13 protein-coding genes are annotated in these 12,824 nt (G+C 47.0%); 4 read left to right on the forward strand and 9 right to left on the reverse strand.

The window, feature by feature from the left end; genetic code table 11:
- Nucleotides 1-4 precede the first annotated feature (4 nt).
- The 5 genes from lpxK to HB364_RS23795 all read right to left on the reverse strand — a co-directional run bounded on the left by lpxK (nucleotide 5) and on the right by HB364_RS23795 (nucleotide 3,775).
- Nucleotides 5-1,081, reverse strand: coding sequence for a tetraacyldisaccharide 4'-kinase (lpxK, locus tag HB364_RS23775; RefSeq protein WP_167290829.1), 1,077 nt, complete (start codon nucleotides 1,079-1,081; stop codon nucleotides 5-7).
- Nucleotides 1,071-1,640 (reverse strand): 5-formyltetrahydrofolate cyclo-ligase, encoded by a 570-nt coding sequence (locus tag HB364_RS23780; protein WP_167290830.1) that lies wholly within the window; start codon nucleotides 1,638-1,640, stop codon nucleotides 1,071-1,073. Before HB364_RS23780 ends, lpxK begins: the two co-directional genes overlap by 11 nt.
- Complete coding sequence (gene bioD / locus HB364_RS23785; protein WP_167290831.1) at nucleotides 1,637-2,266, reverse strand: dethiobiotin synthase; 630 nt, start codon at nucleotides 2,264-2,266, stop codon at nucleotides 1,637-1,639. Before bioD ends, HB364_RS23780 begins: the two co-directional genes overlap by 4 nt.
- Nucleotides 2,267-2,396: 130 nt before the next feature.
- Nucleotides 2,397-2,936 carry an RsmD family RNA methyltransferase gene (locus tag HB364_RS23790; RefSeq protein ID WP_167290832.1) on the reverse strand — a complete coding sequence of 180 codons (540 nt, stop codon included), beginning with the start codon at nucleotides 2,934-2,936 and terminating at the stop codon, nucleotides 2,397-2,399.
- Nucleotides 2,927-3,775, reverse strand: coding sequence for a DUF3822 family protein (locus HB364_RS23795; RefSeq protein ID WP_167290833.1), 849 nt, complete (start codon nucleotides 3,773-3,775; stop codon nucleotides 2,927-2,929). Before HB364_RS23795 ends, HB364_RS23790 begins: the two co-directional genes overlap by 10 nt.
- Nucleotides 3,776-3,897: 122 nt before the next feature.
- Here HB364_RS23795 and HB364_RS23800 point away from each other — a divergent pair, with 122 nt between their 5' ends.
- Complete coding sequence (locus tag HB364_RS23800) at nucleotides 3,898-5,271, forward strand: MATE family efflux transporter (protein ID WP_167290834.1); 1,374 nt, start codon at nucleotides 3,898-3,900, stop codon at nucleotides 5,269-5,271.
- Here the strand turns inward: HB364_RS23800 and HB364_RS23805 are convergent.
- The 4 genes from HB364_RS23805 to HB364_RS23820 all read right to left on the reverse strand — a co-directional run bounded on the left by HB364_RS23805 (nucleotide 5,268) and on the right by HB364_RS23820 (nucleotide 8,648).
- On the reverse strand, nucleotides 5,268-5,627 hold the full coding sequence (locus tag HB364_RS23805; RefSeq protein WP_167290835.1) for a dihydroneopterin aldolase: 360 nt from the start codon (nucleotides 5,625-5,627) through the stop codon (nucleotides 5,268-5,270). The genes HB364_RS23800 and HB364_RS23805 overlap by 4 nt on opposite strands.
- 119 nt (nucleotides 5,628-5,746) lie before the next feature.
- Entirely contained in the window at nucleotides 5,747-6,685 is a 939-nt protein-coding gene (gene trxB / locus HB364_RS23810) for a thioredoxin-disulfide reductase (protein WP_167290836.1), read from the reverse strand.
- Nucleotides 6,686-6,819: 134 nt separating this feature from the next.
- On the reverse strand, nucleotides 6,820-7,707 hold the full coding sequence (locus HB364_RS23815) for a DUF4249 domain-containing protein (RefSeq protein ID WP_167290837.1): 888 nt from the start codon (nucleotides 7,705-7,707) through the stop codon (nucleotides 6,820-6,822).
- 83 nt (nucleotides 7,708-7,790) lie between these two features.
- Nucleotides 7,791-8,648 (reverse strand): sigma-70 family RNA polymerase sigma factor, encoded by an 858-nt coding sequence (locus HB364_RS23820; RefSeq protein WP_014217201.1) that lies wholly within the window; start codon nucleotides 8,646-8,648, stop codon nucleotides 7,791-7,793.
- A 411-nt stretch (nucleotides 8,649-9,059) separates the two neighbouring features.
- Here HB364_RS23820 and HB364_RS23825 point away from each other — a divergent pair, with 411 nt between their 5' ends.
- From HB364_RS23825 to HB364_RS23835, 3 genes are read left to right on the forward strand one after another with little or no spacing between them, the layout of a single operon-like run.
- The gene (locus HB364_RS23825) at nucleotides 9,060-9,431 is read left to right on the forward strand and encodes a BlaI/MecI/CopY family transcriptional regulator (protein WP_167290838.1); all 372 of its coding nucleotides are present in this window, start codon (nucleotides 9,060-9,062) and stop codon (nucleotides 9,429-9,431) included.
- Nucleotides 9,428-10,897: a M56 family metallopeptidase gene (locus HB364_RS23830; protein WP_167290839.1), complete on the forward strand. Its 1,470-nt coding sequence runs from the start codon at nucleotides 9,428-9,430 to the stop codon at nucleotides 10,895-10,897. The genes HB364_RS23825 and HB364_RS23830 overlap by 4 nt, the downstream gene beginning before the upstream one ends.
- Complete coding sequence (locus HB364_RS23835) at nucleotides 10,894-12,759, forward strand: M56 family metallopeptidase (RefSeq protein WP_167290840.1); 1,866 nt, start codon at nucleotides 10,894-10,896, stop codon at nucleotides 12,757-12,759. The genes HB364_RS23830 and HB364_RS23835 overlap by 4 nt, the downstream gene beginning before the upstream one ends.
- Nucleotides 12,760-12,824: the final 65 nt, after the last annotated feature.

A 12,824-nucleotide genomic window follows, 5' to 3' on the forward strand; every position in this document is an offset into this window, starting at 1 on the left:
GTGTTTAAGCCCTGAATGTAAATTCCTTGATGAATTTAGTGATTATATCACTAAAAGCCTGTTCTTCATTGAAAAGGAATTGCACTTCGATCGGAATTACATAGACAGGCAATTCTTTTAATTGTTGTTCAAATTTTACCAGCCGTACAGCATCTTTTTCGGTGGTGAGAATGATCTTATTGGCGGCCTGAATGTTTTCAAACCGTTTCACCATGTCTTTCAGATCATCAATGGAGAAAATGTGATGATCGCTGTACAGGATCTCATAGTAGGTTTTAGATACCTCCTGGAGGTATTTTTTTAAAGGTACGGGATTGGCAATACCGCTCACCAGCAATATTTCCATAGAACCCGCCAACGGCAGTTCATGGCGGTGAAGGATATGATAAGGTTTACCATACCGTATGGAAGAGAAGAAAACACGCTGGTGCGAAAGCGGTCTGATCTCTTCGAGGATGGTTGTCTTCTCGGGCTGGGACAGGTCGGCCCGGCATTTGGTGACCACCAGTATATCGGCCCGTTTATAACTGTTCTTTTCGTCCCGCAGGTCGCCGGTGGGCAGGAACCAGTCGCGGGTGAACAGGTTATTGTAATCGGTCAGTACAATGTTAAGGCCCGCTCTGACAGTACGGTGCTGAAAGGCATCATCCAGAATGATCACCTGGGTATCCGGCTTATCATGGAGCAACTGTGGGATAGCCACTACCCGCTCTTCGCCCACGGCAATGGTGACGGCCGGGAATTTAAGGTGGAACTGCATGGGCTCGTCCCCTATTTCCAGTGCCGTAGTACCGGCGCTGGCCAGGGCATAGCCCCTGGTCTTACGCTTATATCCCCTGCTTAATACCGCTACTTTCATATGGCTTTGCAGGATCCTCAGCAAAAACTCTACCATGGGCGATTTACCGGTGCCGCCTGCAGAAAGATTGCCTACACAAATGACCGGCAGGTTGAAGGAGGAGGATTTGAGCACATTCTTATCAAACAGCCTGTTGCGCAACCATATTACAGCGCCATATACCAGGGAGAAAGGAAACAGTAAGATCCGTATTGGCCGTAGCAGTGGAGCATTAAAATTCATAATTACGATACGGTGTGATACAAAAGTTTAAAGGTACATCAAATTGATGGAGGTCTTCTATCCCCTTTACCGCTTCAAAAAAGGAGAAGCCTACGCGTATGATATCGTGGCGGCAGCGGGCCAGGAAACGGTCATAATATCCTTTGCCATACCCTATCCGGAAGCCTTTTTCATCGAAGGCAACCAGCGGCACAAAGATGATGTCCAGCAGTTCGGGGGGCACTATGGGTCCGCTGATAGGCTCCAGTATATGGTACCGGTTCTTGATGAAGAGCCCGCCTCTTTGCACTACAGTGGCCTCCATATCAGTGGAGTGTTCTTCAATGCGGGGCCAGGTGGTTTGCATGGAAGGGTTTTGCTGCTTGAGCATGTCTTCACAAACAGATACGTCAAACTCCCGTGCTGAGGGCAACGGCGAATAAGACAGCAGGTATTTAACAGGAGGAAAGGTTAATTTCTTAAAGTTAAACGCCATGAGGGCGGTTTGCTGGTGGAAGTCTTCTTCGGGAATGTCCAACCTGCGTCGCAGGTAATCCTTTCTAACGGTTTTTTTTATCATAGAAATCCTTTCAGTTGCTTTTGAAGGGCAGCCGTCTGAGCCTCGATGAAATTCCCGTTTTCTGTTCTCATATATGGTACAGATGCTATCTGTGGATAGTTGCTCCAGTGTACGATCTCTTCTTCATAGTGAAGGTACTGGTCATTAAATATCCACCCTATTACCGGCAAATTCATCTCCCTGCACACACGGGCGGTTAATAATGAATGATTGATGCTCCCCAGGTAGTTGCGACTAATCAGTATGACTTTTGCCCCCAGGGCTTTTATCAGGTCTGCCACAAATTCCGATCCGTTTAACGGGACCAGTAATCCGCCGGCTCCTTCGATGATCAAATTACGATTTATTGCCGGAACCTGTTCACAAATTTTTTGAATGGAAATGGTGATGCCTTCCTCCCTGGCTGCAATATGCGGCGATGCAGGCATTTTGAGTTTGTATACTTCCGGATGGACGATAGAAGCAGTACCCGTTAGCGTATGCTGTACATACTCGCTGTCGGTGCCTCCCTCATACCCTGCCTGGATGGGCTTCCAGTAATCTGCCTCCAGCGCCCTGGCCAGCAGGGCAGAGATGAAGGTTTTGCCTATTCCTGTGCCTATTCCGGTAATAAAGATGGGAGCCATAGTAGTGAGTTGTGTTTAAGCATGAGCTAGTAGTAAGTGGCGAGTGGCTAGTGGGGCTTTATGTGTAACCCGCTAACTGATCATTCGCTATTTCACCACTTGCCACTTGCCATTCACCACTTGCTGTTTTCTACTTATTTACAAAGATGCTGAATATAGTAGTGCCATAGTTCCGGGCAGTGACAAAGAAAGGATAGCTTTCATAGTTATTGCGGGGGGTATGTTCCAGTACAAACCAACCGCCGGGTTTCAGCAACTGCTTTTCCGCGATCTTTTTGGGCAGCTCATCAATGGTGGTGAGCGCATAAGGCGGGCCGGCAAAGATGAAGTCAAACTGCTCCGTACATTGCTCCAGGAATTTGAATACCTCCATTTTGATAACCTTGAAGTTGGTCAGCTTCAGTTCCTGCGCCGTTTTTTTGATGAACTCATACATGGCTGTATCCTTCTCTACAATGGTACAGTCTTCCGCACCACGGGAGGCCAGCTCATAGCTGATGCTGCCGGTGCCGCCAAAGATATCCAGGGTTTTGAGCGTGGCTATGTCGAGGTTATTCTCAATGATGTTGAAGAGGCCTTCTTTGGCAATATCAGTCGTAGGCCGTGTATGCGGCATTTTTGCCGGCGGATTGATACGCCGTCCTCCCAGCTCACCACTGATTATACGCATAGAGCCATGTTCAGCAGGGGTGAAAAATAATGCGCCGGGTAAGCCCTGAATACTTCATGCAAACGGGATGTGCCCGTCATTTCCTCCCACTCCATTTTTAAGAAGTATTTGAACAGTTCCTGGTAAAGGATGGACTGCTCATCGAGCAGGCCCGATATCCTGAGTGTGACCTGCTCATTGTCCAGCCCGAACCGGTTACAAAGGGCCAGGAGGTGATACGACACATCATCCGGGGTATCGTATCCATAGGTTTGTATAAGCTGCAGCGCGTTGTTCTTAAACACAGCTACCACGATCCTGTCGGAAGCCACAATTACTTTGAACACGCCTTCGCCGGAAAACTCTTTGTCAATACCGGAAAGCATGATGGTATAGTAATGCCAGTATTTGCCGGCAGCAAATTTCTGCTGCAGGAGCGTATGGGCCTCACGGGGAATGCGATAGATATTATAAACATTCCACCCGGGTATTTTTTCACTGAGCAATAATCCTTTGTGTGCATTACCAAAGATCAGTTCCGTCACCGGCTTATTCAGTTCAATATGAAAAAGCTTTTCGGGCAGCAGGTTGCTATCGGTATAATGGTAGATCACAAATGCTTCGCGATAAGCCAACTGCAGTAGTTCATCGCCGGCCAATATTTCCTGCAATGCTTCCATTACCGGTTTGCCGGGCATGAAATCAAGGTTGTACTGCCGCAGCCCCATAAAGCGTTGCTGCTGCTTGTTGTACAATACATAGCTGAATACCTTTTCACCCACTTCCATGAGTAACAGGCTGTTCTGCATTTCTTCCTGCCGGGCCGTTTCCGGAATGATATCAAATGTAGCTTTGAGCATATTATTTGGAGGTGCAATAATACACGAATTATACCAATTACACGATTTACCGGCAATAAGCTATTTTTGCAGGTTCTACAACTCAAAACAGGGATCAGAAGGGAGGAGTAGTGTATTAAGTTATGGCCACAGTTATACCGAACGACTTACGGGTAGAAGTTTCAAACCGGAATATCCTGAAGATCGCCCTGCCGATCAGCTTTGCCTTGCTGGTACCTCAAATTAATTTTATTACCAATAATATTTTCCTGGGCGGGCTGGGCGAGCAGGAGTTGGGTACCGCAGGCCTTACCGGTGTTTATTACCTCATTTTTGCCGCCATTGGCTTTGGATTGAATAACGGGCTGCAGGCATTGATTGCCCGCAGGGCCGGAGAAAACCGGGTAGAAGAGATCGGTAAACTGTTTTCGCAAGGCGTACGGATCGCCCTCACGATTGCGGTGATTGGTATTGCTGTTACTTACCTGGTGGCGCCTATTGTGCTGCGCTATTCCCTGCATGATGAAAAGGTGCTGGAGCAATCTGTCAACTTCCTGTATATCCGCATCTGGGGACTCCCCTTCCTGTATATTTACCAGATGCGCAATGCCCTGCTGGTGGGCACCAATCAAAGTAAATACCTGGTGATAGGCACGATCGCAGAAACAGTGGCCAATATCTTTTTTGATTATACCCTGATCTATGGTAAACTGGGCTTCCCAACACTGGGCTTTAACGGCGCCGCTATCGCCTCTATTATAGCAGAGGCCACCGGCATGCTGGTGGTTTTTGCTGTGATCCACCGCAAGGGTATCAGCCAGCGCTTTGCCTTGTACAAGCATTTTGGTTACCAAAAGGATATTTCCAAACTGATACTGGTACAGTCTTCCCCGCTCATTTTTCAACATGCCATCAGTGTGATCAGTTGGATCTTCTTTTATATCCTGGTAGAACGTCATGGTTATTCACAGGGACATAGTAATCGCGACCTCGCTGTTTCCAATACCATGCGTAACCTCTTTGGTTTCTTTGGCGTGTTTACCTGGTCTTTTGCCGCTACTGCCAATACCATGGTGAGCAATATTATCGGGCAGGGAAGAAAAGACCTGGTGATCACGCTGGTACGGAAGATTGTACGCATCAGCTTCAGCATAGCCGTGGTGGTGGCTATACTGTTGAATGTATTCCCGCATGTATTGCTGTCTGTTTACGGACAGGGCGCCTCCTTTACAGCAGATGCCATTCCTGTGGTACGGGTGGTATCCAGTGCGCTGGTGCTGATGTCTTTTGCCACCGTATGGCTCAATGCGGTGACCGGCACCGGTAATTCTTCCGTGAACCTGGCCATAGAAGCGGCGGCCATTATCCTGTACAGCATCTATGTTTACTTCGTACTGGAAGTATTCAAATGGTCCATTGTCTGGGGCTGGATGTCGGAATGGCTGTACTGGAGTACGCTGTTCTCCCTTTCCTTCTGGTATATCAAGAGCGGGAAGTGGAAGAAGAAAGAGATCTAAACATCAAACTTCTTGTGCATGGTAACGCCCAGTTTGCCCTGTATGTTCTCGATGGGCGGCTCTAATTTGTAGATGGAGATAATGATCTCTGTGGCAAAGGGGTATTGGTGCTTGAGCTTTCGGATGATGCCTTCTGCTACTTTTTCGAGCAGTGGTGTAGCCACTTTCATCCGCTGTTTCACAATCTCAAAAACGTCTACATAATTAATGGTATTCTTCAGGTCGTCAAACTTCACATTGGCCTCGTCATACGATATTTTCAGGTTCACCTCATAAGGGCTCCCTGTTTTTTGCTCCCCTTCATAAAGACCATGATACGCCTGTAACCTAATGTTGTGCAGCTCAATAGTAACCATAAGTAAATTTGAACCCCGCCTTTGCAGGACGGGGCCAAATTAGAAAGAAGTAGGGAATTACAATGTTATTTTTTCTGTCCCGGAGAAAGCATTGGTACACAAGAGCAGTGCCCTGGTTATCAGACCAATCCTTTGGCCGACAGGTAGCGCTCCGCATCCAGTGCGGCCATACAGCCACTACCGGCAGCCGTTACCGCCTGGCGGTATATTTTATCCTGTACATCACCGGCTGCAAAGACGCCTTCCACATTGGTTTTAGAAGTACCGGGAATGGTTTTGATATAACCGGCTTCATCCATATCCAGGAAGTCTTTGAAGATAGCCGAATTGGGTTCATGCCCGATGGCCACAAAGAAGCCACTGATGGGAATGGTTTGCGCTTCGCCATTCCTGATATTCTTTATCCGTACAGAATCCACTTTATTTTCACCCAGCACCTCGTCGGTTTCTGTATTCCAGTATACTTTAATATTGGGCGTACGCTGTACCCTTTCCTGCATCACTTTGGAAGCACGCATGGTATCACGGCGCACAAACATGTGTACGTTGGTAGCCAGCTTGGAAAGATAGAGGGCTTCCTCAGCAGCCGTATCCCCTGCCCCTACAATGGCCACTTCCTTACCACGGAAGAAAAAGCCATCACAAACAGCACAGGCGCTCACGCCAAAGCCATTAAGGCGTTGCTCACTGTCGAGCCCCAGCCATTTGGCAGAAGCCCCGGTGGCAATGATGACGGCATCCGCCTCCAGGAGCTTTTCATCATCAATCCAGACTTTATAAGGTTGTTGCGAAAAATCAACTTTGGTAGCCAATCCAAAACGGATATCGGCGCCCATACGGGTAGCCTGCTTTTCAAAATCGATCATCATTTCCGGTCCCTGAATACCCTCGGGATAACCGGGATAGTTCTCCACCTCCGTAGTAATGGTCAACTGACCGCCTGGCTGAATGCCCTGGTATAATACCGGTTTCATGTTTGCCCGTGCTGCATAAATAGCCGCTGTATATCCTGCCGGTCCTGATCCTATAATCAAGCAATGTATTTTTTCACTTTCCATATTGTATTCTTAAAGAAAATTTGCCAAAAATAACGTCAAAAGGTTAACAAAGCGTCAAGGATGGCAAGACCTTAATTTACTGTGTATAACCTTGCGTATAGTATAACAGATAACGGGGCAACAAGTTTAAAGGGCTACCGGGGAATGACCAGGGTGGTGAACTGAACAGCATAGCCTCCAAAATAGCCCAGGCCCCCACCCTTTATATTGCTGAGCACTTTTACGGGCGAAGAAAAGGGATTACCTATACTGGAATAATTATATTCCATGGTACGCCAGAAATCGAAAGTGGCCTTATCAATATTGCTTAGCTTGATGGCTACTATATCGCCCCGGTGAAAGAAGGCATAATCTTCCAGGTCAATAGACATATTCCTGTCTATTCCGTTCTCGATCTGTATATCATAGGTTTTCCCATCCACGATCTGGTCATCAAATACGGAGTTCAGTCCGGGGTAAAAGAAGCCTGCATTGGATTGGGTAAAGTACCGGATATAGTTCCCAAAGCCGGGCGGGTCGGTGGTACGGCCCATAATGATGACTTTGGTAGTGTCGGGATTATTGGGTGCCGGCTCCCACCAGATGGAATCAAACTTTTTGGCCAGCGCTGGTATGGTAGTAACAGCCGTATACTCCTTTCCGTCCACTTTTACCTGCAGGGAGTACCTGGTATTGAATTCGCCTTCAAAGGCCGTAGCCAGGTTGGCGGAGTCTGTGGAGTAATAATAGACGGTATAGCCATTATTGGCCGGTAAAGCATATTCTTTGAGCCGGTGGGTGGTAGCACCATTGGACATGTAAACCTCAGCATTCCGGATAAAGGAGGCAGCCAGTGAATCGGGCGATATTTCACTAAAGTAATGGAGGCTGCGGGAAAGGATTACCATGGGTGGCTGGTCGCTCTCGATAGTGGCCTCTATGACCACGACGGGTTCCGCATTCCGGGGAGCAAAAGAAATGGCCTTTTCACAGGAGGCTAAGGCTACCAGGCTCATTATTATGATGCTGATGCGTGCGATCATACGTCATAAAGATAGATCAGAAGCAAGAAAAAGCCCGGCTGGTTTTCACCATACCGGGCTTTTATTTGATTAACGTACTATTACTAACCTAAATAGGCTTTCAATGCATTGCTGTAACGGGCTTTCTGTAAACGCTTGATAGCCCTTTCCTTGATCTGGCGGATACGCTCTTTGGTAAGATCGTACTTCTGACCGATCTGCTCGATGGTAACGCCATTTTCGCCATCCAGGCCAAAGTAAGCGTTCACGATCTCTGCTTCGCGGGGGCTGAGGGATTTCAGTACCCGGCGGATCTCATTGCGCAGGGAATCTTTCATCACATCATCATCGGTATCATCGCCACCTTCCAGCAGGTCGCCCATAGCCACATCTTCTGCTTCGTGCACAGGGGCATCGAGAGAGGTATGACGGGTATTGCTCTGGAAGATATTATTGATCTCGGTTTCGCTCATTTCAAGCAGCTCTGCCAGCTCTTCTGTGCTTGGTTCACGCTCGTGCTCCTGCTCAAAAGCCATGTAAGCTTTGTTGGCTTTGTTGTAGGTGCCGATCTTGTTCTGGGGCAGACGTACGAGACGGCCTTGCTCAGCCAAAGCCTGGAGGATAGACTGACGGATCCACCACACCGCGTAGGAAATGAATTTAAAACCCTTGGTTTCATCGAAACGTTGGGCAGCCTTGATCAAACCGAGGTTACCCTCATTGATCAGGTCACTGAGGGACAGGCCCTGGTGCTGGTACTGCTTGGCAACGGATACTACGAAACGAAGGTTCGCCTGCACTAACTTATCCAACGCTTTCTGATCCCCCATCTTGATCCGCTGGGCAAGTACAGTTTCCTCTTCAGGAGTGATCATCGGAATTTTAGAGATTTCCTGCAGATATTTCTCTACTGCCTGCGAGTCGCGATTAGTTATCTGGGTAGCAATTTTGAGCTGTCTCATATCAAATTTCTAAGTATAAAATATTACTTTTTGGGGGCAGGGTACAGTATCAACAATAAATAGACTGAGAATGTTCGGGGTAGGTTGCAAATCAACTGCAAATGAGCTGTTAATGATGCCGATCCGTCCAGAACCGTCTGCAAAAATAACACGCAATCCCGAAATCTCATAGCTTTTGTGGATAAAATCAAAGCTGTTAAAGGTAGACCTGGGGTTGACTGTCAGCGCAAACGTTTATACCAGCAGTTTACAGTTAAGCTGTAACCCGCATTGCAGCTAATTAGACGGCGTAACCATCCTTTTCCTGTGGTACTCAATAAATAGTCAAAAAAAATTGTGGATAACTCCTAAAATATATTTTGTAACTAAGAAAATAGTTATAGATTTGGCGGTACAACTAAAAACTTAGTTATGAAATCACTCACCAAAGCCGAAGAAGAGGTCATGCTGGTAGTATGGGACCTGGGCCGGGGATTCCTGAAGGATATTATGGAGCATATGCCCGACCCCAAGCCCCATTCCAACACGGTTGCCACTATTTTGAAGATCCTGGTGGAAAAGGGGTTTGTGGAATACGAGGTGCAGGGCCGCAATAACCTGTACAAGCCCAGGGTAAGCAAAGCCGATTATGGCCAAAAAAGTATTAATCAACTGGTTAAGGGGTATTTTGAAGGCTCCCCGGCCAAGCTGGTATCGCAGTTTGTGAACGATAATAAGTTAAGCCAGGAAGAACTGGAAAGCCTGCTCCAACAGATTAAGAACGCCCAAAACAACCAACAATGATATTTATAACCTACCTGGGAAAAATGGCGCTTTGTTCCGCCATCCTGCTGAGCTATTACTGGCTTTTCCTGCGCAACCGGCGCTTTCATCATTATAACCGCTTTTACCTGCTGGGTACCCTGGCGCTTTCCATAGTACTGCCCCTTTTCAAAATACCCATCTTTAACGAAGATACAGGCACGCTGAACCAGGTGGTATACCAAACGGCCCGGGTGGTTACCCTCCAGCCATTGTCACAGCAGGCGGCTTTGCCGGCACAGCAAACCGCCTCCTTGTTTACCTTTTCCAACTTACTGTGGGTGCTGTATAGCGCCGGTGTGTTGGTGTTTATGGTGATGCTGGGCCGTTCTTTATGGTATATCCGGAAAATATCGAACCGCTATCCCTATGAAGTAGTGGAGAACATGAAGTTTTACCAGACCCATGAGCCCGGCACCCCTTTTTCCTTTTTACGCTCTATCTTCTGGAATAAGGAACTGGACTTCAACAGTCAGCAGGGGCAACAGGTATTCCGCCATGAATTGTTCCATGTACAGCAAAAACACAGTGCCGATATATTACTGGCCGAATTGATTATGGTGGCAGTTTGGTTCAACCCATTCTTTCACCTCATCAAAAAGGAACTGAAGGCCATTCACGAATTCCTGGCGGATCAATATGCTGCATCTGACAGTAACCGCTACCAGTATGCCGAACTGCTGGTACAGCAGGTAATGACCAGCCGTAAGCTGTCTGTCACCCATTACTTTTTTCAAAACCAGTTAAAAAGACGCATTGTTATGATCACCCAACTCAATCAACCCCAATACGGATATTGGAGCCGGGTAATGGCATTGCCGATCCTGGTGATCCTTTTCTTTTCCGTGAGCCTGCATGCACAGGAACGGAAATCACATACAGTCAACACTGAACGGGCAGCAGCAGATGCAGCATCGCTGAACAACCAGTCACTAACCGATACGATCCCTAAGTATGGTAACCTCAAGGTTCCTTTGGATTTTGGTCCGTCCACGGTTCAACAGCAAAATGCAAAGCCGGAAGATCCGCTTACGCCTGAAGACTACGATGAAATCAAAAGGAAGGGCCAGGAGATAGTAGGTGAGGTATTGGGGTTACCTGTAGCCAAATTCAGAGAGCTCATTCATAAGGAAGGCAGCGAGCTCGATGTATCGCTGGTCACCAACTGGTGGGTCATTGAGGTGGAGAAAAGAGATGTAAAATACAAGACCTATGCGAAAAAGCCAGATGTACAGGCGGCATTCGCACGGGATCTGATTGAACATTCAGCCGAACAAAGGTATTTGCTGATCAAGAAGGTGAACCAGATGCAAAGACCTGATTACAAAAGCAGGTTGCCCCGGGAAGTAGAGGAGTTACTACTGCAGGAATATGCGAAGGCGTTAGGACAGGAAGAGTCTGAAAATCTGCAGCAGCAGATTAAAAATATCAAAAAGATTCAGCCATGATATTTATAACTTATCTGGGGAAAATGGTGCTTTGCTCCGGCATCCTGTTTGGTTATTACTGGCTTTTCCTGCGCAACAGGCGCTTTCACCATTATAACCGTTTTTACCTGCTGGGCGCCCTGGCACTTTCTATAGTATTGCCTTTGTTCAAAATACCCGTGTTTAATGAAGATACCGGCGTATTGAACCAGGTGGTATATCAAACGGCCCGGGTGATTACCCTGCAGCCATTAACGCATCAGCCGGCAGTACCGGCACAGCAAACCACCTCTTTGTTTACGTTTACCAATTTAATATGGGTATTGTATAGCGCCGGTATTTTGGTGTTACTGGCTACCCTGGGCCGCTCTTTATGGTATATCCGGCGGCTATCCCATCAATACCCGTATGAAATGGTAGAACGATTAAAGTTTTACCGCACACGGGAACCCGGTACGCCCTTCTCCTTCTTCCGCTCTATTTTCTGGAATGCTGAACTAAACCTCAACAGCCGGGAGGGGCAACAGGTGTTCCGCCATGAGTTATTCCATGTAGAGCAAAAACATTCCGCCGATATATTACTGGCGGAAGTTATTACGATCATGGGCTGGTTCAATCCCTTCTTCTACCTCATCAAGAAAGAACTGAAGGCCATTCATGAATTCCTGGCCGACCAGTATGCCGCTTCCGGCAGCAACCGCTACCAATACGCCGAGCTGCTGGTACAGCAGGTCATGAATGCCCGCCATTACCTCATCACCCATCACTTTTTTCAAAACCAATTAAAAAGACGCATTGCTATGATCACCCAACTTAATCAATCCAAGTACGGCTACTGGAGCCGGGTAATGGTATTGCCCGTTTCGGTCATCCTGTTCCTGTCTGTTACTTTATACGCAGCAGACAATAAAAACAAACAGCACCTGCAACAGGAGAAAATGTATGCACAAGCCAATACAGGTAATGAACTTCCCATTATTGACACCATTCCCGCCAGGAAGCTACAAACAGAAGAACAACTCAGGAAAGAAGCGGAGCTAAAAGTGCTCCGCGAAAAACAATTTGCCGATGAACAACAATTCCGCTATGAAAAGGAGTATAAAGGAAAAGAGCTGAAGCTTATACAGGAAAAACAACAGGTACTGGAAAAAATGTTGCGGGAGCAAGTAAAGACCGAACAGGAGATAATCATCAAAAAGGAAATACGGGAGCTGAAGCAACAGGAACTGGCGTTACAGGAAATAACGATTAATCATAATAACAATGGCAACCAGCATTTCAATTATGATGAAAGAACAAAACTGGAAAAGGAAAAGAATGACCTGTTGACAATGAGAAAAGATGTGGAACAACATAAAGATGGTCCTAAGGATCAGCTATTGGCTCAGATAGACCTTAAACTGAAGGCCCTGGAAGAAGTGCGGCAGCAGGAACTGAAAGAGATACGGCAGGATGAATTGAAAGAGAAACGACTGCATGAGTTGGCCGTACAGCAGCATTTTAATTATGCAGAAGATTCTACTCAAATAACGCTTCACCGCTTTTTCAATAGAAATTTTCGATATCCCCTGGAACTGATGGACCATGATGGAACGGGTTCTGTCTGGTATTCATTTTTACTGGATGAAGGAGGTAATCTGCGGGATTATGAAGTATATAACGAGCAGCCTGCAGCGGCAAAAGGCGTGGTGCAGGAAATCGTTATTGTAGGCTTTCGGGATGCTTCCAAACAACCGGGCAACTCCCTGGGCACTGAAAGAAATCAACAATTGCTAAAGGCTGAGGTTTCGAGGGTTTTAGCAAAAGGAGTCAACCTTTTTAAAGGGCGTAAAGTTACCCCCGCCCGTTATTATTATAAGGCCACTTTTAAGCTGGAGAAGTAGATAACGCGGGGAAACAACCGTAGTACAATATCCATCCAAACTTACCTTGACTATCAGGGTGACGT

The organism is Paraflavitalea devenefica (assembly GCF_011759375.1).
Taxonomy (GTDB): Bacteria; Bacteroidota; Bacteroidia; order Chitinophagales; family Chitinophagaceae; genus Paraflavitalea; species Paraflavitalea devenefica.

Coding starts and splice junctions, on each gene's coding strand:
- HB364_RS23800 (WP_167290834.1), top strand. CDS start 3,898: ATGGCCACAGTTATACCGAACGACTTACGGGTAGAAGTTTCAAACCGG.
- HB364_RS23780 (WP_167290830.1), bottom strand. CDS start 1,640: ATGATAAAAAAAACCGTTAGAAAGGATTACCTGCGACGCAGGTTGGAC.
- HB364_RS23805 (WP_167290835.1), bottom strand. CDS start 5,627: ATGGTTACTATTGAGCTGCACAACATTAGGTTACAGGCGTATCATGGT.
- HB364_RS23790 (WP_167290832.1), bottom strand. CDS start 2,936: ATGCGTATAATCAGTGGTGAGCTGGGAGGACGGCGTATCAATCCGCCG.
- HB364_RS23815 (WP_167290837.1), bottom strand. CDS start 7,707: ATGATCGCACGCATCAGCATCATAATAATGAGCCTGGTAGCCTTAGCC.
- HB364_RS23835 (WP_167290840.1), top strand. CDS start 10,894: ATGATATTTATAACTTATCTGGGGAAAATGGTGCTTTGCTCCGGCATC.
- HB364_RS23825 (WP_167290838.1), top strand. CDS start 9,060: ATGAAATCACTCACCAAAGCCGAAGAAGAGGTCATGCTGGTAGTATGG.
- HB364_RS23830 (WP_167290839.1), top strand. CDS start 9,428: ATGATATTTATAACCTACCTGGGAAAAATGGCGCTTTGTTCCGCCATC.
- HB364_RS23820 (WP_014217201.1), bottom strand. CDS start 8,648: ATGAGACAGCTCAAAATTGCTACCCAGATAACTAATCGCGACTCGCAG.
- lpxK (WP_167290829.1), bottom strand. CDS start 1,081: ATGAATTTTAATGCTCCACTGCTACGGCCAATACGGATCTTACTGTTT.
- trxB (WP_167290836.1), bottom strand. CDS start 6,685: ATGGAAAGTGAAAAAATACATTGCTTGATTATAGGATCAGGACCGGCA.
- bioD (WP_167290831.1), bottom strand. CDS start 2,266: ATGGCTCCCATCTTTATTACCGGAATAGGCACAGGAATAGGCAAAACC.
- HB364_RS23795 (WP_167290833.1), bottom strand. CDS start 3,775: ATGCTCAAAGCTACATTTGATATCATTCCGGAAACGGCCCGGCAGGAA.